This is a genomic window from Collinsella sp. AF29-7AC (assembly GCF_003475665.1).
In the GTDB taxonomy this organism is placed as follows: domain Bacteria; phylum Actinomycetota; class Coriobacteriia; order Coriobacteriales; family Coriobacteriaceae; genus Collinsella.
In genome coordinates, this window is record NZ_QRQX01000016.1 from 13,750 (window position 1) to 33,791 (window position 20,042).

At 57.5% G+C, this 20,042-nt stretch carries 20 protein-coding genes and 3 tRNA genes; 14 read left to right on the forward strand and 9 right to left on the reverse strand.

Annotated elements, in window-relative coordinates:
* The first annotated feature begins 17 nt into the window (after nucleotides 1-17).
* On the forward strand, nucleotides 18-1,070 hold the full coding sequence (gene rlmN / locus DWZ15_RS07775; RefSeq protein ID WP_055251319.1) for a 23S rRNA (adenine(2503)-C(2))-methyltransferase RlmN: 1,053 nt from the start codon (nucleotides 18-20) through the stop codon (nucleotides 1,068-1,070).
* 199 nt (nucleotides 1,071-1,269) lie between these two features.
* Here rlmN and DWZ15_RS07780 read toward each other — a convergent pair whose 3' ends face one another.
* The 9 genes from DWZ15_RS07780 to rpmH form a co-directional block, all read right to left on the reverse strand.
* Nucleotides 1,270-1,524, reverse strand: a complete 255-nt coding sequence (locus DWZ15_RS07780; RefSeq protein ID WP_117817403.1) for a hypothetical protein — start codon at nucleotides 1,522-1,524, stop codon at nucleotides 1,270-1,272.
* Nucleotides 1,514-2,419 carry a ParB/RepB/Spo0J family partition protein gene (locus DWZ15_RS07785; RefSeq protein ID WP_199580053.1) on the reverse strand — a complete coding sequence of 302 codons (906 nt, stop codon included), beginning with the start codon at nucleotides 2,417-2,419 and terminating at the stop codon, nucleotides 1,514-1,516. The genes DWZ15_RS07780 and DWZ15_RS07785 overlap by 11 nt, the downstream gene beginning before the upstream one ends.
* Complete coding sequence (locus DWZ15_RS07790; protein ID WP_118450318.1) at nucleotides 2,412-3,212, reverse strand: ParA family protein; 801 nt, start codon at nucleotides 3,210-3,212, stop codon at nucleotides 2,412-2,414. Before DWZ15_RS07790 ends, DWZ15_RS07785 begins: the two co-directional genes overlap by 8 nt.
* 134 nt (nucleotides 3,213-3,346) lie before the next feature.
* Nucleotides 3,347-4,012, reverse strand: coding sequence for a 16S rRNA (guanine(527)-N(7))-methyltransferase RsmG (rsmG, locus tag DWZ15_RS07795; RefSeq protein WP_233544681.1), 666 nt, complete (start codon nucleotides 4,010-4,012; stop codon nucleotides 3,347-3,349).
* A gap of 168 nt (nucleotides 4,013-4,180) precedes the next feature.
* A complete protein-coding gene (locus DWZ15_RS07800; RefSeq protein ID WP_022093802.1) occupies nucleotides 4,181-4,750 on the reverse strand; it encodes a R3H domain-containing nucleic acid-binding protein in 570 nt (189 codons plus the stop codon).
* 44 nt (nucleotides 4,751-4,794) lie between these two features.
* Nucleotides 4,795-5,565, reverse strand: a complete 771-nt coding sequence (locus DWZ15_RS07805) for a YidC/Oxa1 family membrane protein insertase (protein ID WP_117564014.1) — start codon at nucleotides 5,563-5,565, stop codon at nucleotides 4,795-4,797.
* A gap of 29 nt (nucleotides 5,566-5,594) precedes the next feature.
* The gene (gene yidD / locus DWZ15_RS07810; protein ID WP_022093804.1) at nucleotides 5,595-5,819 is read right to left on the reverse strand and encodes a membrane protein insertion efficiency factor YidD; all 225 of its coding nucleotides are present in this window, start codon (nucleotides 5,817-5,819) and stop codon (nucleotides 5,595-5,597) included.
* Nucleotides 5,816-6,154, reverse strand: a complete 339-nt coding sequence (gene rnpA, locus DWZ15_RS07815) for a ribonuclease P protein component (protein ID WP_118450322.1) — start codon at nucleotides 6,152-6,154, stop codon at nucleotides 5,816-5,818. Before rnpA ends, yidD begins: the two co-directional genes overlap by 4 nt.
* A 20-nt stretch (nucleotides 6,155-6,174) precedes the next feature.
* Nucleotides 6,175-6,309, reverse strand: a complete 135-nt coding sequence (gene rpmH, locus DWZ15_RS07820) for a 50S ribosomal protein L34 (RefSeq protein WP_019127408.1) — start codon at nucleotides 6,307-6,309, stop codon at nucleotides 6,175-6,177.
* Between the two features lie 345 nt (nucleotides 6,310-6,654).
* Between rpmH and DWZ15_RS07825 the strand changes: the two genes are divergently transcribed.
* The 13 genes from DWZ15_RS07825 (at nucleotide 6,655) to DWZ15_RS07885 (ending at nucleotide 19,935) form a co-directional block, all read left to right on the forward strand.
* Nucleotides 6,655-8,007 carry an ATP-binding protein gene (locus tag DWZ15_RS07825; RefSeq protein WP_118450324.1) on the forward strand — a complete coding sequence of 451 codons (1,353 nt, stop codon included), beginning with the start codon at nucleotides 6,655-6,657 and terminating at the stop codon, nucleotides 8,005-8,007.
* A 15-nt stretch (nucleotides 8,008-8,022) separates the two neighbouring features.
* Nucleotides 8,023-9,747: a DnaA ATPase domain-containing protein gene (locus DWZ15_RS07830; RefSeq protein WP_118450326.1), complete on the forward strand. Its 1,725-nt coding sequence runs from the start codon at nucleotides 8,023-8,025 to the stop codon at nucleotides 9,745-9,747.
* A 238-nt stretch (nucleotides 9,748-9,985) separates the two neighbouring features.
* Nucleotides 9,986-11,089, forward strand: coding sequence for a DNA polymerase III subunit beta (dnaN, locus tag DWZ15_RS07835; protein ID WP_099432409.1), 1,104 nt, complete (start codon nucleotides 9,986-9,988; stop codon nucleotides 11,087-11,089).
* Between the two features lie 9 nt (nucleotides 11,090-11,098).
* Nucleotides 11,099-12,205: a DNA replication/repair protein RecF gene (locus tag DWZ15_RS07840; RefSeq protein ID WP_118450328.1), complete on the forward strand. Its 1,107-nt coding sequence runs from the start codon at nucleotides 11,099-11,101 to the stop codon at nucleotides 12,203-12,205.
* Nucleotides 12,192-12,755 (forward strand): DciA family protein, encoded by a 564-nt coding sequence (locus tag DWZ15_RS07845; protein ID WP_118260018.1) that lies wholly within the window; start codon nucleotides 12,192-12,194, stop codon nucleotides 12,753-12,755. The genes DWZ15_RS07840 and DWZ15_RS07845 overlap by 14 nt, the downstream gene beginning before the upstream one ends.
* A 105-nt stretch (nucleotides 12,756-12,860) precedes the next feature.
* Nucleotides 12,861-14,891: a DNA topoisomerase (ATP-hydrolyzing) subunit B gene (gyrB, locus tag DWZ15_RS07850; protein ID WP_118450329.1), complete on the forward strand. Its 2,031-nt coding sequence runs from the start codon at nucleotides 12,861-12,863 to the stop codon at nucleotides 14,889-14,891.
* Between the two features lie 208 nt (nucleotides 14,892-15,099).
* Nucleotides 15,100-17,811, forward strand: coding sequence for a DNA gyrase subunit A (gene gyrA, locus DWZ15_RS07855; protein WP_199413458.1), 2,712 nt, complete (start codon nucleotides 15,100-15,102; stop codon nucleotides 17,809-17,811).
* Nucleotides 17,812-18,108: 297 nt separating this feature from the next.
* A tRNA-Ile gene (locus tag DWZ15_RS07860) sits at nucleotides 18,109-18,185 on the forward strand.
* Nucleotides 18,186-18,252: 67 nt separating this feature from the next.
* Nucleotides 18,253-18,328 (forward strand) — tRNA-Ala (locus DWZ15_RS07865).
* Between the two features lie 4 nt (nucleotides 18,329-18,332).
* Nucleotides 18,333-18,409, forward strand: a tRNA-Ile gene (locus tag DWZ15_RS07870).
* A 158-nt stretch (nucleotides 18,410-18,567) separates the two neighbouring features.
* Nucleotides 18,568-19,068: a bifunctional nuclease family protein gene (locus tag DWZ15_RS07875; protein ID WP_099432413.1), complete on the forward strand. Its 501-nt coding sequence runs from the start codon at nucleotides 18,568-18,570 to the stop codon at nucleotides 19,066-19,068.
* Between the two features lie 30 nt (nucleotides 19,069-19,098).
* Nucleotides 19,099-19,455, forward strand: coding sequence for a hypothetical protein (locus DWZ15_RS07880; RefSeq protein WP_118450330.1), 357 nt, complete (start codon nucleotides 19,099-19,101; stop codon nucleotides 19,453-19,455).
* Nucleotides 19,456-19,485: 30 nt separating this feature from the next.
* Nucleotides 19,486-19,935 carry a hypothetical protein gene (locus DWZ15_RS07885; protein WP_117840256.1) on the forward strand — a complete coding sequence of 150 codons (450 nt, stop codon included), beginning with the start codon at nucleotides 19,486-19,488 and terminating at the stop codon, nucleotides 19,933-19,935.
* Nucleotides 19,936-20,042 lie beyond the last annotated feature (107 nt).

Here is a 20,042-nt window from a genome sequence, read left to right on the forward strand (position 1 = left end):
AAAATCGAAAGGCTTCCATGAATCCCAGGACTAAATCTCAGGACATTCGCGACTTGAGCCAAAACGATATTCGCGAGCTCGTGGCCGAACTTGGCCAGCCCGCCTTCCGCGCGAAGCAGCTCATCGAATGGGTCTTTGAGAAGAACGTTTGTTCGTTTGACGATATGACCAATCTTCCCAAGGCTTTCCGTGAGCAGCTTAAAGAGGCTTTTGCCTTTGATACGCCGACTGAACTCACCAAGCAGGTTTCCAAAGATGGCTCGCGCAAGTATCTGCTCGAGTACCACGATGGCATTTCCGTCGAGACTGTCGGCATGCCCCGTCGCAACAAGCTTTCCGTCTGCGTTTCCACCCAGGCAGGCTGCGGCATGGGCTGCGCCTTTTGCGCTACCGGTCTCAACGGCCTCAAGCGCTCTCTGACCGCTCAAGAGATCGTCGACCAGGTGCTTCATGTATCCAACGACTTTGGCGAGCGTGCCACAAGCGTTGTCTTCATGGGCCAGGGCGAGCCGTTTGCCAACTACGACGAGGTTCTCAAGGCACTGCGTATCCTCAACGACCCCGATGGCATCGGTATCGGCGCTCGTCACCTCACCGTCTCTACCAGCGGCGTTATTCCCGGTATTCGCAAATTTGCCGATATCCCCGAGCAGTTCACGCTTGCCGTTTCCCTGCATTCCGCCATCCAGTCGACGCGCAATAAGCTCATGCCCGGTGTCAAGAAGTACACGCTGCTTCGCCTTCACGAAGCGCTTCAGCTCTACACCGAGAAGACTGGCCGCCGCCCGACCTATGAGTATGCCATGATCGAAGGCGTCAACGATACGAATCCCGAGATGCAGGCACTCTGCGACTTCTGCGAGGGAACGCTGTGCCACGTTAACCTGATTCAACTTAACGACATCGAGGGCAGCCCGCTCAAGCCGTCGCCGATTCATAAGGTTGAGGATCTTCAGCGTCGTCTTGAGTCCCGTGGCATCGAGACCACGATTCGTAACTCCCGTGGTAACGATATTGACGCCGCTTGCGGACAGCTGAAACAGCGCTTCAAAGTTCAGAAGAACGCATAGGGGAGTCGCACTCCAAAACGTTTCATGTGAAACGTCGAACGGCCCCGGTTGCAGGATATGCAACCGGGGCCGTTTCATTTATTGACCTCAATTTTGGACCAGCTGCTACCTTTCCCATTTTTTACGGACAAAATAAGGGGCCCATGTCTCATGAATCAGACAAGGGCCCCTCAAAATATGCAAAGTAATTATTAGGTACCTAATAGCCTACATTTTCCCATTGGTTGCTAACCCAACCTTGATTAATCTTAGGATTTTTCGTTACCTGAGCAGTGCGCATGGCAACATCTTCTGTCATAACATCCATTTTCTTCTTGGATGTATCAACGATATCTTGCGCTCCACGAAGCAAACGACCTCGAAGTTCATCGTCTGTCGCGATCTTATAGCCAGCAAAGGCACCAGCCGCGACAGTCGTCACCAATGCAATCGCAGTAAAAATCTTATTCCTCATCTTGGCCTCCTTGATTAAACTGAATCATTTCACCAAGAATACGAGAGAGCTCTTCCTCGTCCTTAAACTCAATCTCAATCTTATTCTTTCCACGCGAGCTCTTCACACGCACGTTGGTATTAAATACCTGACGAAGTACACGCGCAGCCTTTTTAAAAGACTGCGGCGTTGCGGGCCGCGGCGTCTTAGGTGTCTCTCCGGCAGAAAACAATGGAGCAAGATTTTCTGTCGCTCTTACGGAAAGGCCCTCCGCAACAACCTTCTCTGCAAGTCGAATTCGAGCATCCTCATAGGGAACTGCAAGAATCGCACGTGCGTGACCAGCAGTAAGTTTACCCTCAAAAATCATCTGCTGAACTACTTCGGGGAGATCGAGAAGGCGCAGCGAGTTTGTAATTGCAGAGCGTGACTTGCTTACGGCCTTCGACAATGCCTCCTGGGTCATACCGCTAGCTTCGATGAGCTGGCGATAGCCCTTAGCCTCTTCGACGGGATTCAAATCAGAACGCTGAAGGTTTTCGATAAGAGCAAGAGCCAGCATCTCTTCATCATTAACATCTTTAATGATGACAGGCAGTTCCTCAAGACCAGCAAGCTTTGACGCCTGGTAACGACGCTCACCAGCGATGATCTCATAGCCGTTTCCATGCTTGCGAACCAAGAGCGGCTGCAGAACGCCATGTTCTTGGATTGACTCGCTCAACTCGCGAAGTTCAGTTTCATTAAAGTGAATTCGCGGTTGATTAGGGTTGGGAACGATATCCTCAATAGGTAGTTTTGTTTCAGATGCGGCATTTGAAGCAGATGCAGCAGAACCACCGGTCTCATACTCAGCCTCTGAGACCAAAGCATTGAGTCCGCGTCCCAATCCACCACGTTTCTTTGCACTAGGCACGCTTGATCACCTCTTTTGCAAGGTTCATATACGCTTTTGCACCCTTATTTTGAGGTGCATAGGTAATTACCGGTTCTCCAAAAGACGGAGCTTCAGAGATTTTAACCGTACGGGGAATCAGCGTCTTAAACGCCTTATCACCAAAGTACGATTGAACTTCCTCAACAACCTGATTCGACAAAGAAGTACGTGAGTCATACATGGTCATAAGCACGCCATAGGTGTCTAAGCCCTTATTCAGACGTGATTTGACCATCTTCATTGACTCAAGCAGCTTCGTAACGCCCTCGAGTGCGTAATACTCACACTGGATTGGAATCAAAACGCTATCTGCTGCGGTCAAGGCATTGATAGTAAGCAGGCCGAGCGAAGGAGGACAGTCAATGAAAATAAAATCGAACTCGTCCTGAATCGGCTCAAGCAAATCTTTGAGGCGGGTTTCACGAGCAATTGCGCTTACGAGCTCAATTTCGGCACCTGCAAGCTGAATCGTAGCTGGAATTACGAATACCTTTTTGCAATTTGTATCAAGAACAAGCGATTCTGCCGGCGCATCATTCAACAATGCATCATAGATGCAGTGATCAAGGTCTTCTTTTTCAATTCCAAATCCACTGGTGCTGTTTCCCTGCGGATCAAAATCGACAATCAGGGTCTTACGACCCTGCTCACCCAGTGCTGCTGCAAGGTTTACAGCCGTCGTTGACTTACCGACGCCGCCTTTTTGATTGATGATTGCAATGATACGCGTGTCTTTTGCGCTCTTAGAACGCTTAACGTCGCGAAATCCCACGGTCCCTCCTGGTGTGTATTAAAGCTGTCAAACGGAGGATGTTTCACGTGAAACATTCCGATTCGATATCAACCGCCATGTTTCACGTGAAACACTGCAAGTTGTTAGTATCCATTATGTTTCACGTGAAACATCTAGGCAAGCGGATTCTTCTTTGCCATGCCATTTGCACGAGGCAATGAAACGGATGCTGGATGACTCTTTTTAAGAACAATGAACTCCCTGTGGCCCAAGCCCTCAGGCAAATCGGTTGCGTCATTCAGAAGCAAAGTGAAGCCGCAAATCCTAGCTGCTGACATGCCAGAAGCACGCTCCTCATCCGAAGGATTACCCTTGGTGATAACAAATAGCCCTCCATCCTTGAGGAACGGAGCTGCATACTCAACAAGAATCGGTAGTGGAGCCAGTGCGCGGGCAGTTACGACAGAGAACTGCTTCTTATGGCTTCGAGCATATTCTTCAAGGCGATCATGAACCGCATGAGCATGTTTCAATCCAAGATCATGAACAAAAGAATTGACAGCATCAACCTTCTTGCGAACGGAGTCAATATAAGTAGCTTTACGATGCGTGGTTATGGTTAAAGGAATACCAGGGAAGCCCGCACCTGTTCCCATATCGAGCAAAGCTCCCTCAGGAGCCTTATTGATATAAGGGAGCAAAACAAGAGAGTCGAGGATATGTAGTACCGCAGCATCTTCTATGTTAAGAATACGGGTGAGATTGGTTGTCTTATTTGTTTCCAGAACCAAATCCAAATGCTGAATACATTTCCTCAGCTCAACATCAGTTACGCTCAAGGAATACTCTTTGCAATAGGAAGTTAGACGACTCAACATCTCGTCAGCCTGCTGATCAGTAAGTACTAACAACGAAAGCTCCTTTCTGACAAAAATCAGTGTATCGAGAACTTTTGACAAAAAAAGGGGACGTGGAAACCACGTCCCCTTAGCATAAGCTCGAGTAGATTATCGAGCAACAATCACCACATGGCGATCGGGGTCAGAACCCTCAGAATGAGTATCGACGGCGTCATTGCCACGAAGTGCAATGTGAACCAGTCGGCGCTCGTAGGCATTCATGGGCGGAAGCGAAACACTCTTATGAGTGCGGATGGCACGCTCGGCTGCAGACTGAGCCATGGAGGCAACCTTGTCCTGACGGCGGCTCTTGTATCCCTCGACGTCCACTACAACCGGATACCTAAAGCCAAGCTTGCGGCTCACTAGCAAAGAGAACATAACCTGAAGGGCATCAAGGGTGCGACCATGACGGCCAATGAGAACAGCAAGGTCGGGAGCCGTTACATCCAGAATCAGCTCACCCTCGTCGCCCTCATACTCATCGATAGGAGAGTTGGCGGCATCGAAGTGCGAAAGGATGGAACGCAGGATGGAAATCGCGACATCGGCAATGGTGTCGAGCTCCTCGTCGGTCAGCTCTTCACCGGCCTTGTAGCGCTGTGCAATCTCGGGATAATCGCCCGCGACCTGCGGGGCAACCTCCTCAAGCATATCCTCGATGATCTCTTCAGACATAACGTACTCCAAAAGTTAGGTACCTAAATAAGATTGATATCCCGCTACTTCTTCTTGTGCGGGCGCGGCTTCTTCTCGCGACGAGTGACCTCAACCTGCAGCGGCGCGTTCTTAAGGCGCTCCTCCTCATCGGCCTTCGCCTTGTCGATGACCTTCTGCGTCACAAAAATCTGCTGGATAACCTGCCAAGCAGACGAGACGTCGTAGTACAGCAGAACACCAACGGGAAGGCTCCAGCCCATCCAAAGCATCATGACCGTCATGACAACGGCCATCATACGCATGCTCTGAGCCTGCTGGCCGGTCTGGTTGCGCGACATATAGAGCTGCGGAATCAGGGTCAGGACAGCGAACAGGATCAGGCAGACCAGCGCAGGCAGCGCGACCATAAAGCCATCGGCAAAGGAGGCACTCGGCGTGGTGGTCAGGTCGGGCAGAATATTAAAGAACGAGAACGCGCCGTCGTTAAAGTAGTCCGGCAGGTTACGCAGCAGCGTAAATAGGGCGAACAGGACAGGCATCTGAATCAACAGCGGCAGACAACCAGCCATCGGGTTGAACTTGTTCTCGCTGTAGAACTTCTGCATTTCCTCGGCCTGACGCTGGGGATCGTCGGCATAGCGCTCCTGGATCTCGAGCATCTTGGGCTGCAGCACCTGCATGCGTGCCGTCGACTTAGTCGACTTGAGCATAAGCGGCGTCAGTAGCAGACGGATGATGACCACCAGGATGATGATGGACAGGCCCCAGTCGACCGCAAAGGTCTGGATGAGCTTGAGCAGCTCGAAAAGGATGTTAACGATCCAATCCCACATGTAAGTTTTCCTCCGATAGCGAGTGCCCACTAGGGCACAGGGTCATAACCGCCGACGTGCAGGGGATTGCAGCGAGCGATGCGCCTCACGGCAAGCCAGCAGCCTCTCAAAACACCGTACTTCTCAATCGCCTGGACGGCGTATTGCGAGCACGTTGGGTAATAAATGCAGGCGTCAGGCAATAAGGGCGAAATAACCTGTTGATATATGCGAATAGGAGCGATGGCAACACGTCGCAAAACGTGATTGCTCATCGCTCCTCCCCGGCAACGCCGGCGCGTTTCATAAGCGAACGCAATGCATTGTCCATCTCCTGAGGCGAAGAAACCCTCGTCTTGGGAGTTGCGAACAAGATGATGTCATAACCCGCAACGGGAAATCCACAGCTGCGGGCGGCCTCGCGCATCACACGCTTAGAACGGTTGCGCACGACAGCACAACCGAGCCGTTTAGCACCAACGAAGGCGACCCTTCCGGAGTCGCCTTCGCCAACCGATTCACATATGGTCATTCGAATCAGAGGGTGATTGAAACGACGCCCCTGACTGAACACATGCTCGAAACCTTGCCGAGACTTAATAGTCTTCATGCGAGATGTGTGTATCGCTGCTAGACAGTGAGACGCTTGCGGCCCTTGGCGCGACGACGGGCGAGCACGGCACGACCACCCTTAGTGGCCATACGGGCACGGAAGCCATGGGTCTTGGCACGCTTACGCTTATTAGGCTGATACGTACGCTTCATCTTAAGTTCCTCCTGCTGCATTTCGAGTGTCCGCGGGGGCGCGGACGCAGATATAGACACGTGAGCTTGAAGATTGTAGGGAAATCAATGTTCAAATGTCAAGAAATCAAAGGTAAAAGGTTGCGCAGTTCACACGGTTCCCCCATAAGCCGAGCTCGATTTAGCGGTGCATGGCAACTTTTCACGATATTTCATCGAGTTTTCAACAGGTCATGTTGGCAATGTTGAGAACTTTTCGTCCGTTTTCCAAAGTTTTCAACAGGTTTTGAAAAGTTGTCGAAAGATGAGAAACATTGCACGGTGAGCTACTATTTGTTCGAAACCTTTTGAAAGATTGCGAGCGGCATGTCTGACGACTTTTACACCATGGTCGATTCCGGAGACCCGGCACCCGACAACGAGCACATCACCGGCGTGCGCGAAGAGCGTGAGGAAGGCGAGCAGACGACCACGCAGGCGCCAAAAGTCATGTACGCCGCGCGCATCGCCGTCTATGACGACATGCTGTCGACACCGCGTGTGATCGTCATTGATCCGCAAGATGTCCGCACGTATTTGGAAGAGACGACCAACACCGTCTACCAGTGCATGAAAGAACAAGGTGGCCATATCTCGCTCATGGTCATCCGCGAGATTGTCGAAAACTTTATCCACGCGCACTTTGCCGAGCCCATCATCTCGATTCTGGACGGCGGAGACACCATCCGCTTTGCTGATCAAGGACCCGGCATCGACGACAAGGAGCGCGCTTTCGACTTTGGCGTTACCAGCGCAAACAGCAAGATGAAGCGCTATATCCGTGGAACCGGAGCAGGGTTTCCCATGGTGCAGGAGTATTTGGAAAACGCCGGCGGGGCCGTGTCCATCGAGGACAACATGGGCAACGGCACCGTGGTTACGGTAAGCCTGGATCCTAAACGCGTGCAGGAAATCGAACGCGCCGGCGGGCGCGGTGCTGCCGTGCGGCCCGAGACGGAGCAGCCCGCATATCCCCTGCCGGGAGCTTTTGCGCAGCAGCCCATGGCAACGCAACAGATGCAGCCCCGCGTGGGACAGATGCAGCAGCCCGGAATGCTTCCTACACAAGAGTCCCAGGCGGCGTCGATGTCGATGCCGCCAAACGTGCCAGAGGCCATGCCGCTGGCGGATCAGGATGCAGCAGCAATGCAGCAGGCGACGGGGGCACCGGGTGGCCAGCAAATGGGATATCAGCCGTACCAACAGGGATTTCCATATCAGCAGATGCCGCCACTGGGGTATGGCCAGCAGTTCCCACAGCAGTACCAGCAGGGATATCAGCAGCCGTACCAGCAGATGCCGCAGCAGCAGTACAACCCCTGGGCCCAGCAGATGACTCCGCAGCCTTACCAACAGTGGCCTCAAAGTTTTCAACAGCAAATGTCGCCGATGCAGAGTTCTCAACAATCAGCAGCTCAAATGATGTATCCTAATGCAGCAAATCAGTATGCGCAGCCACAGCCGGACGTGTTCGTAAGCGATCGCGGCAACGCCGCGCTGGGCTATCTGGCGCAAAATCAAGCGTGCGGTGCAACCGATCTGGCGAGGGCGTTTGGAAACTCGGCCCCCACTTGGTCACGCACGCTCAATGACTTGGCGCAGGCCGGCTTGGTCATCAAGCATGGCCAGAAATACCATCTGACCGAACTCGGCGCCGCTCGCGTGCGAGCTCAGAGCTAAAGAACGGGAGAGACAGTGGACGAGGAAGCAAGCATCATCCTGGGGGATGCCATCGCCTTTTGCCAGCGCGACGGCCAAGATGCACGCCTCATCAACATGCTGGGGCAATCGCGCGCCATAAGCCTGACCGAAGATACGCTCACGATCGAGGCCCCCTCGCGCTTTGCCATCGCGCAGCTCAAAAAGCATCAGCCGACTATTGAGGCCTATCTGGAAGAAATCGCCTTTGCTCCGATCGCGCTCGACATCGTGGCACCGCAAGGCGCAACGGCCGAATCTGCTGCCGCGACGGTGCCCGCCACGGCTCCCGCTGCTTCCCCTGCGGCGCCAGCCTCCGCAGGCGACGTGCCGACAATCGAGCACCAGCACAGCGATGTTTCCCGTGAAACCATGGCACCGTTGCCGACCGCCGCTGCGACGTCAACGAACGCACCCGTCACGCACATGCCCATCGCTCATGACGCAGCGGCGGGCGCGGATTCGGGCATTGCAATCAAGAACACGCTCTCGGCCGATGATTTTCGTCGCATGATGAACCAGATGAAGGGCGGGGCGCCGACTAAGTCCACGCAAGCCGCGACCCCCGCTTCACCCATGCCGGCACCGACCGTGCCGGCCGAGCAGAATACGGATGGAGCCCCACTCGCCGCGAACTCAAAATTTACCTTTGAGAACTTTGTCTACGGCCCCGAGAACAGCCATGCCTATCGCTCGGCACTCAAGTTTGCCGCCCTCGCGGACGAGCGCGGCACGTGCACATCACTGTTCATCTACGGCAAATCGGGCCTGGGCAAGACGCACCTGCTGCTTGCCATCAAAAACGAGCTCGCCGAGAAGTCGCCCGAGATCAAGGTCAAGTATGCCAACTCCCAGGCATATCTGGACGACCTGATGACCGAGTTCGACCGCCAAAAGAAGAGCAACGCCCCTATCATGCAGGCATACCACGGCGTGGACGTGCTCATCATCGATGACATCCAAAACATCATCGGCAAGCGCGCGAGCGTGGACTACTTTTTCCAGCTCATGGACGAGTTCATCCGCAACAACAAGAAGGTCGTCATCGCGGCAGACCGCGCCCCCAAGGACCTGAGCATGGACGAGCGTCTGACCAGCCGCTTCAACGCCGGCATGCTCTGCCTGGTCGCAGAGCCCAGCTACGAGATGAAATACAAGATCTTGCAGCGCTATTACGAGAACACCATCGTCGCCGCTCCCGAGGCAGGCGACGACTCGCTGCTGGCGGCCTATGGGGGCGACAGCGGGCACCTGACCGACGACCACTTTAAACACATGGCCGAGGTCTCGGGCACCAACATCCGCGAACTCGAGAGCTTTTGCGAGCGCTGCGCCGGCGAGGCGGGCGACCGCGAGCGCGAGGGCGGGGAGCTCACCTTTGACGATATCGACGCCATCGCCAGCCAGTACTTCGACACATCGGCCAAAAAGATCAACGTCCAGACGGTTCAGTCCGTCATCGAAGAGCAGTACGGCGTGACGCACGAGGAGCTCATCGGCCCGCGCCGCAACGCCAATATCGCCAAAGCACGCCATATTGCCATCTATCTGGCCATCGAGATGTGCGAGATGACGACCACGGCGGTGGGCGCCGAATTTGGCAACCGCAACCACTCGACCGTCAGCACGAGCTACAAAAAGGTCCAGAAGATGATCCAGGAAGACCGCACCGTCACCGAAGACCTCAAGTCGCTGCGCGATAAAATTACACTGCGCTCGTAGGGAAATAGAGACACCTGTTGAAAACTTGTCGAAACCACGGGCATAAGGTGTCTAAAACCCAACCCGCGGTGATGAAAAGTTTTGCGCAGGTTTTGAACGTGGAAAACCACCCCTGTTGCACACAGGTTGCTGTCGATTCTCTTTCTGGGTCTGACCTGCGTCTTTGGGAGTAATCAACAGTTTCGTCAGTGCTATTACTATTATTAAGATATTTATATCTATAGAAAGGTATTAAAAGATGAAGTTCACCGTCAGCCAGAGCTCGCTTACACAAGCCATCGGCGTCGTTATGAAGGGTGTCGCTTCGGCATCCACCCTCCCCATCCTGTCGGGCGTGCTCGTTAAGGCCCAAGACGGCATCTTGGAATTCCAGACCTCTAACTACACCATCTCGATCCGTCATCGCATCGCGGCGCATGTCGAAGAAGAGGGCGAGATGGTTATTCCCTGTAAGATGCTCTCCAATATCACCAAGACCCTCCCCGATGCCCCGGTCACCTTTGAGCTGTCCGAGCGCCAGGTGCTGATTGGTTGCGAGAAGAGCTCTTTCCGCCTGAACACGCTCGATGCCAATGACTTCCCCGAGTTTCCGGCCTATGCCATCGAGAGTGCCGTGGAGCTGCCGACCGATGTCTTGTCCGAAATGGTCGGCCGCGTGTGGCGCGTCACCTCGACCGACAAGGCTCGCCCCATCCTGGGCGGCGTGCACATGAAGGTCGAGAACAACACCGTACGCCTGGTGGCGACCGATTCCTTCCGCTTGGCCGTGTGCGACACGCAGGTCGAGACCTCGACCCTCGAGGGCTCCTTTGAGCTCAACGTTCCGGCTGACGCCTTTAACGACGCGCTGAACATCATGGCCAGCCAAGCGACCATCATGATCGGGGCTACCGACACCCAGGTCGTCTTCGAGGCCGGCAACACCACCTACGTGTCGCGTCGCATCGAGGGCGTGTACCCCAACTACAAGCAGCTCATCCCCGATTCGTGCGTGACGAGCGTCAAGATCGACGTCGCCGCCTTTAACGCCGCCCTCAAGCGCGTGGCCGTTATCGCGAGCGCCAACCCCGCCGTCAAGTTCGAGATCGATGTCGAGAACGGGCAGATGGGCCTGTCCTCCATTTCCAATGACCAGGACCTTGCGCAGGAGACGATCGATGTCGAGGCCGAGGGCGAGTCGGGTACCATCGCCTTCAACTACCACTACATCTTCGGCTGCCTCAATGCCCTGTCCAAGGAGAAGGAGATCACGCTGGAGCTCAAGAGCTACTCGCAGGCGGGCATCTTTAAGTCCTACGACAAGATCAACTACCTGTACCTGGTCATGCCGGTCCGCATCTAGCGCTGCGCCATGACCATGTTCGCCCGCGATCTTTCCGTCGCGCACTACCGCAGCTTCGATAGCTATCACCTTGCCCTGGACGAGGGCGTGACGATACTTGCGGGACCCAACGCGGCGGGAAAGACCAATCTCATAGAGGCGCTGCAGCTGCTGACGAGCGGCGCCTCGTTTAGGCATCCGACCGCAGCCGAGCTCGTCCATGACGGCGTGGGCTCGTGCAAGATCGAGCTGAGGCTCGAGGGCGACGGCCGCGTGCTTGATATGGGATTGAGCGCGGAGGACGGTAAGCGCTCGTTTAGCCGCAACGGCAAGAGATGCTCTGCCGCCGGTGTGCGCGGGGTTCTTCCGAGCGTGCTGTTTTGCCCCGACCATCTGGACATGGTTAAGCGTGGCGCCAGTGTGCGCCGCGCCGCCCTCGATGACTTTGGCATGCAACTGAGCGCACGCTATGCCGATCTTGCGAGCACCTATGGGCGCTGCGTGACCCAGCGTAACGCCTTGCTCAAGGAGACCTGGTGCTGCCGCGAGATGCTCGGCGCGTGGAACGATTCGATTGCCCGCGCGGGCTCGGCCCTGCTCGTGCACCGGTTGGCTCTGCTCGACCGGCTGGCGGGCCATGTGCACACTGTCTACGGGCAAGTAGCGTCAGGTGAGGCCGCCAACGTGACCTATGCGTCCACGCTGGGGGCTTTGCCCCAGGTCGAGGATCGCGAAGAGCTGAAGGGTTGGGCGTACGAGCGCATGCTGGCCGCCCTTGACGAGCATGCCGACGAGGAAATTCGCCGCGGCGTGACGTTGGTGGGACCGCATCGCGACGAGATCGAGTTCACCGTGGCGGGTCGCTCCGCCCGTTCATTTGCCAGCCAAGGACAGCAGCGCACGCTGGTACTGTCCTGGAAGGTGGCCGAGGTGGCCGTGGCTCGCGATGTCCTGGGCACCGCCCCGCTGCTGCTTTTGGACGACGTGATGAGCGAGCTCGACGGCGAGCGTCGCGGCGCTTTCCTGCGGCTGATCGGCGATGATATCCAGACGGTCATAACTACGACCAACCTGGGGTACTTTACCGATGACCTGCTTGATCGAGCCAAGGTGGTGAGCATGGGTGAGACGTGCTAATTACGAGCGCGAGAGCGAGACGGTCGCCTTCAGTGGATTTTTGAACGCAGAGCGCCAGCGCATCCTGGCGGCTGCAACGCCTAAGCGCCGTGCGCAGATGGAGGCCGCCGAGGAGTCGCGCGCGGTCTATCGCGCATGGAACGCGGTGTGCTCGGGCACGCGCGAGGGACGGCATGTGACGGGGCTGCGCTACCTGCCCGAGTCCAATGAGCTGCTGGTGTATCTCGACTCGCCCTCGTGGACGCAGGAAATGACGCTGTTGCGCGAGATCATCCGTGCGCGCATGGAGCGCGCCGGTGCGCATGTGGACGGCCTGGTGTTCAAAACCACCGCGCCCGGTCACACGCCGCCCGCCGCCAAGGAGCGCCTGCGCCCGGCGACGACCGAGCGACCGCCGGCCCCGCACGCCGACCTAAGTGAGGCCGAGCGTACCGAGATCGAGCGCCAAGTGGCGCCCATCGAAGACCAAAAACTGCGCGAGGCCCTCGAGAATGCCATGAGAGCCAGTGCCGAGTGGGCCAAGGGCGTGCAAAGCAAAAAAGAGCCTTAAATCGCATCTGGTGGCCTTGTAGAGCCAAATACCCTCGTTCCCGAGGGTATTTTTTTACGATAAACTAGTAAGGCTGTACACATTTTCTTGACTGAAGGAGGACGTGTGGCAAACGAAAACGATTACGATGGCGGCGAGATTAAGATTCTCGAAGGTCTCGAGGCCGTTCGTAAGCGCCCGGGCATGTATATCGGCTCGACGAGCGCCAGCGGTCTGCATCACCTGGTGTGGGAGATCGTTGACAACTCCGTCGACGAGGCCATGGCCGGTTTCTGCACCGAGATCCAGGTGACGGTCCACGCCGACAACTCCATCACGGTCGTCGACAACGGGCGCGGCATCCCCGTCGACGAGCACCCTGTTAAAAAGATCCCGACGCTCGAGGTCGTTATGACGATCTTGCACGCCGGCGGTAAGTTCGATAACTCGGCCTATAAGGTCTCGGGCGGCCTGCACGGCGTAGGCATCTCCGTCGTCAACGCACTGTCCAAGCGCGTGGTCGTTCAGGTTCGTCGCGATGGCAACACCTACGAGATGGAGTTCTCGCGCGGCAAGACCGTCAAGAAGATGGAGGTCGTGGGCACCTCGGATTCGACGGGCACCACCGTCACCTTCTGGCCCGACGACGAGATCTTCGAGACCTGCATCTACGATTTCGATACGCTGCACAACCGTCTGCAGGAGACAGCGTTCCTCAATAAGAACCTCAAGATCGTGCTGACCGACGAGCGCGAGGCGACTCCCCACGTGGAGGAGTTTTGCTACGAGGGCGGCATCATCGACTTCGTCAAGTTCCTCAACGAGGGCAAGGACGTCCCCGAGGCCTTTAAGGAGCCCATCTACATCGAGGGCAAATCGGACCCGGACGCTCCCGTGGCCAAGATGGGCGAGGTCGAGGTTTCCCTGCAGTGGAATAGCGGCTACGGCGAGAACGTCATGTCGTTTGCCAACGACATCTACACTCCCGAGGGCGGCATGCACCTTGAGGGCTTCCGCACCGCGCTCACCCGCGTGATCAACGACTACGCGCGCAAACAGAACCTGCTCAAGGAAAAAGACGCCAACCTGACCGGCGACGATGTGCGCGAGGGCCTTTCGGCCGTTATCTCGGTCAAGCTGCCCGATCCGCAGTTTGAGGGGCAGACCAAGGCCAAGCTCGGTAGCTCCTATATGCGCGCGCTCACGCTCAAGATCGTGACCGACGGCCTCGCCGATTACTTGGAGGAGCATCCCAAGCCCGCCCGCGAGATCGTCAAGAAGGCGCAACAGGCCTGCAAGGCGCGCAACGCCGCCCGCAAGGCGCGCGAGGCGACCCGCCGCAAGAGCCTGCTCGAGACGGCGTCCCTGCCCGGTAAGCTCGCTGACTGCTCAGTGCGCGATGCCGAGCTGACCGAGCTCTTCATCGTAGAGGGCGACTCGGCAGGCGGTTCGGCCAAGGACGGCCGTCGCCGAGACATCCAGGCGATTCTGCCCCTGCGCGGCAAGATTCTGAACGTCGAACGCGTTGGTGACCATCGCGCGTTCTCGAGCGACACCATCCAGTCGCTGATTACCGCGATCGGCTGCGGTGTCACGACGAGTGCCGGCGACGGCGGCGACTTCGATATCACCAAGGCGCGCTACCACAAGATCATCATCATGACCGATGCAGACGTCGACGGTGCGCATATCCGCATCCTGCTGCTGACGTTCTTCTACAAGTACATGCGTCCGCTGATCGATGCCGGCTACGTCTATGTTGCCTGCCCGCCTATCTTTGGTATTAAGGTGCGCAACAAGATCCACTACGTGTATCCCAACGGCCGCCAGCCCGAAGACGAGATCCTGCGCGACACCATTCAGAGCCTGGGCCTGAACCCCGACGAGGACGACGAGGACGGCAAGGCCAAGGACGGCAAGATCACCAAGAAGCGCAAGGGCTATACCGTCCAGCGCTACAAGGGTCTGGGCGAGATGGACCCCAAGCAGCTTGCCTCGACGACGATGGACCCCAAGACCCGCATCCTGCAGCGCGTGTCGATCGAGGACGCCGTGGTGGCGGACCGCGCCGTGCGTGAGCTGATGGGTTCCGAGGTCGGCTATCGCCGCGAGTACATTGAAAAACACGCGCACGATGCGCGCTTCTTAGACGCCTAGCTTTCCCAGGCACCCCAGCTTGCCCTTCAGGATTTTGGGCGCCGCACGCAAGGCGCGCGCCCTCATCCTTCAGGGCAACCTGGGGCACCTGGAAAACCTAGGAGGGTTATCCGGTGTTCCCGGTAATTCGTCTCCGTGGCAGGGAACTAATGGACCACGCAAACCATGAGGAGGTAACGTGGCAGACGATATCAACAATAACGAGGGTATGGGCGAGGCCGGCGATGCCGGCATGCCCGACGATCTGAAGCGCCTGCTTGCCCGTGCTGAGCAGGGCGAGGACGGCGATCCTGACGCCTATAACCCCGATGCCGATGATGACGAGGAAGAGGACGACGACGGTGAGCTCGAGGAGAGCTTTGGCGAAGTCGATCGTGGCGCCTCGGCCGGCGAGGATATAAACGGCGGCCAGCTCCAGATTTCGGAGTTTGGCCGTGAGATGAAACAGTCGTTCATCGAGTATTCGATGTCGGTCATCACGGCGCGCGCCCTGCCGGACGTGCGCGACGGCTTAAAGCCGGTTCACCGCCGCATTCTGTACGCGATGAACGAGAGCGGCATCTACCCCAACCGCCCACACAAGAAGTCGGCCTGGACGGTCGGCGAAGTTATCGGCAAGTACCATCCGCATGGTGACTCCGCGGTCTACGAGGCCATGGTCCGCCTGGCGCAGTGGTTCTCCATGCGCACGCCGCTCATCGACGGTCACGGCAACTTCGGCAACATCGACGGCGACGGCGCGGCAGCCATGCGTTACACCGAGAGCCGCCTGGCCAAGCCCGCCATGGAGCTGCTGCGTGACCTGCAGAAGGATACCGTCGACTGGCAGCCCAACTACGACGAATCGCTCGCCGAGCCCGTGGCACTGCCTGCGCGCTTCCCCAACCTGCTGGTCAACGGCAGCCAGGGCATCGCCGTCGGCATGGCCACCAATATCGCCCCGCATAACCTCACCGAGGCGATCGAGGCAACCTGCTACCTGATCGATAATCCCGACGCCACTGTCGACGAGCTCATGCAGATCATGCCCGGTCCGGACTTCCCCACCGGCGCCATCATCATGGGCAGCGCCGGCATTAAGCAGAGCTACGAGACCGGCCGCGGCTCCATTACCGTGCGCGCCAAGGCTCACGTGGAGTCCACCAAGACCGGCCGCAGCCGCCTGGTCTTTACCGAGATCCCCTACATGGTCAACAAGGGCACCCTGCAGGAGAAGATCGCCCAGCTCGTCAACGACAAGCGCATCGAGGGCATCTCGGATATGCGCGATGAGTCCAACCAGAAGGGTATCCGTCTGGTCATCGAACTCAAGAAGGGCGTCATCCCGCAGGTCGTGCTCAACAACCTGTACAAGTACACCTCGCTGCAGACGACCTTTGGCGCCAACAACCTGGCGCTTGTCAACGGCGTTCCCAAATGCCTGAGTCTGCGCGAGATGCTGCAGCACTACATCGACCACCAGGTCGACGTCGTCACCCGCCGCACCCGCTTCGACCTTAAGAAGGCCCAGGCCCGCGCGCATATCCTTGAGGGCTACCTGATGGCCCTTGACCATATCGACGAGGTCATCAGCATCATCCGCTCCTCGCAGACCGACTCCGAGGCCAGCAGCCGCCTGATCGAGCGCTTTGGCTTTACGCCCGAGCAGACCACGGCCATCCTCGAGATGAAGCTGCGCCGCCTGACCGGCCTGGAGCGCGACAAGATTCAGGAAGAGCTGGACGGCTTGCGCCGCGCCATCGCCTACTACGAGGACCTGCTGGCGCACGAGGAGAAGATCCTGGGCGTCATTAAGGAAGAGATGCGCGAGATCTCCAAGAAGTTCGGCGATAAGCGCCGCACCGAGATCAGCCATGTCGAGAAGGACCTGGACGTTGAGGACCTCATTGCCGACGAGGACATGGTCGTGACCATTACCCACACCGGCTATGTCAAGCGCATCCCGGTGGCCGCCTACCGCGCCCAGAAGCGCGGCGGCAAGGGCGTGTCGGGCGTCAACCTCAAAGAGGACGACGTCATCGACGAGATGTTCATCGCGTCCACGCACGAGTACGTGCTGTTCTTCTCGAGCAAGGGCAAGGTCTATCGCCTGAAGGTGCACGAGCTGCCGGTGGGTACGCGCCAGGCGCGCGGTACCGCGATCGTCAACCTGCTGCCCTTCGAGGAGGGCGAGAAGATCGCGAGCGTCATCAGCTGCCGCGAGTTCCCTGCCGACGAGTATCTGATGTTTGCCACCAAGAGCGGCATGGTCAAGAAGACCGTGATGAGCGCATATGACCGCAGCCGTCGCGACGGCCTGATCGCTATCAACCTGCGTGACGACGACGCGCTGCTGAACGTGCGCCGCGTGCGCGAGGGCGACAAGATTATCCTGGCCACCACCGCGGGCAAGGCGATCATGTTCTCCGAGGAGCAGGTGCGCGCCACCGGCCGCGATACCAGCGGCGTTCGCGGTATCGGTATGAAGGACGGCGTGAGCGTTCTGGGCATGGAAGTCACTAACGGCAACGGCGATCTGTTCGTCATCACCGAGCGCGGCTACGGCAAGCGCACGCCGGTCGCGGACTACCCGGAGCAGAATCGCGGCGGCCAGGGCGTCTACACCATCCAAATGACCGAGCGTAAGGGTAACCTCGCGGCCATGAAGACGGTGGGCCCGCAGCACGAGCTGTTCATCGTGACGGAGGGCGCGACGGTCATTCGCGTCAAGACCGACGAGATCAGCCAGACCGGCCGCGCCACCCAGGGCGTCAAGATGATGACCGTCGACGACAACGACCGCATCTGCGCCGTAGCCCGCATGACGGCCGCCAAGGAGAAGCCCGAAGGCGAAGCCACAGAAGACGGCTCCGCCCCCGAAGAAACCCCTGTCGATCTAGGCGACGGCAACGACATGCCAGAGGATCTCCTAGACGAGTAAGAGGCCCTAGCTGGTAGAAAATATCAGACCCCATATATCGGCGGTCGGCGCACTGCGTGCCGACCGCTTTTTTGACAAGCTTGGAGCCCCGTGTCAGACGGCTGGGCGAGATGGGTTAGGTTTGTCGCGAGTTCCGCACGCAAAGAAGGCCACTTAATGTGGCCTTCGTCTTGCGCAGGACTGCCCGAGCAGCAAACCTAACCCATCTCGCCCAGCCGTCTGACACACCCCTCAAAGATTTTCAAAAAAGTTGTTGACGTGCGCGTAACGACTCGTCTAATATATCCCTTGCGCGATGGACCTGTAGCTCAGTTGGTTAGAGCGTCCGGCTGATAACCGGGAGGTCACAAGTTCGAATCTTGTCAGGTCCACCACTTTCTTTCGCAATAAACACCCCAGCGAGAGCCGAGTCGCCGCTGGGGTGTTTATTACTGTCTCCGTGGGGGTTTAGCTCAGCTGGGAGAGCGCGGGCTTTGCAAGCCTGAGGTCAGGGGTTCGATCCCCCTAACCTCCACCATGATGGACCTGTAGCTCAGTTGGTTAGAGCGTCCGGCTGATAACCGGGAGGTCACAAGTTCGAATCTTGTCAGGTCCACCATCAAAACTGTGAAGAGCCCCGGGGCGTTGCCTCGGGGCTTTTTTCTTGTCTGCGATAAATCTCATTTTGGTTTTGTGTGCTGGGCGAAAGATTGGGTAGTATAGCTATTCAATGCGGCGGGCTGCCGCGTGTTAACCGCTACGTACCGGAGGTGTTCCATGGTTCGTGTCGACATAGAGACCATCGTCATGGCCGCCGGTCCCGTGCCATCGCTTATCGTACTTCGTGAGCGCAGCAGCAAATCGGACTCGCCCGCGCCGCTGCGTTCCCTTTCCATTCAGACTGGTTCGTTTGAAGCTGCTGCCATCAGCCGCGGCATCGATAGCGGCCGCGCCGAGCGCCCGATTACCCATGACCTGCTGCTCGATACCGTTGACGCCCTGGGCGCCAAGCTCGAGCGCATCGAGATCGTTCGCGCCGAGCCGCCGGTGTTCTACGCGACGATCGTCGTACTGGCCGATGGCGAGGAGCGCAAGATCGACGCCCGCCCCAGTGACGCCATTGCCCTGGCCGTGCGCAGCAATGCCCCCATGTTTGTGGAGGACGACATCATGAATCGCCTGGGCACTGTTTCTACCCACGCCGAGGAAGTCGACGACGAGCAGGAGTTCGAGAAGTTCGACGAGTTCGTCCATACGCTCTCCCCCGATGACTTCTAAATGTCTGGCACGCGAGCGGAGAGGTCGCTGATGGGTACCCGCGTATCGGCTGAAGCGGCCGCCATCGCGCGTGAAGCCCAGATGCGCTCGGAAGCATCCGAGGCGGCCCGCCTCGCCTATGTGACACAGGCCCGTACGCTTCGCGAGCGCCGCGGCTCGTTTATCAAGATGGTTGTCATCTCCGCCCTTGTCGCGGCAATCTGCTCGCGCCTTCGTGGTACAGTTGGTGCGCTTGGGTTTTCGATCTCTACGGGCCTGGTAATCTGGGGCGTGGTCGACGCGGTAATGCTGACCAGTCAGATCAAGGTGCTCGACAAGCGTGCGGTGGATATGATGCACGCCCGCGACGCTGCCGCCAAGATCGCTGCTGAGGCACAAGAACTGTAACGACGCCGGATTCGATGGGAAGGTCTAAAGATGGCACAGGATATGCAGGACGCCGGTAACGTCTCCGCCGAGCTCGACGCCATGGTGTGCGATCTGATTGGCGCCTTCTTGGACGACCTGGCCGTGGGCGAGAACCCGGGCGTGGTTGTGGCAATTGAGGACGCCGCTTCCAACCGTTATCTGGCCGCACTCGACGAAGATGGCGAGGAGGCATGCCTGGAGGCTGCCACCAACTTTATCTCCGAGCACAAGATGGGTCTTAAGGACGAGGGCCTGGGCCGTATCGCCCGCTATGCCATCGGCTACACCGGCTGCGTCGAGATTGACGGCGGCTATCACGATGCTCTGCTCGTGAGCTTCTTCGAAACCACGCTCGAGAGCGGTTTTTCGGCATACGTGCTGTATGAGGGCATGGGTGCCGGCGATGGTTTTATGTGGAGCGACCCTGAACCTGCAGGTGAGGAAACCCCTCTTATCTAAAATCGCTAAAATAAACGAGTTTTCGGTAAAAGGCTCAATATTCCCGCTGAGCGTTGTATCGCTGGGCGGGTCGCATACGCGTGCCGTTTGTATATGGATAGAAGATA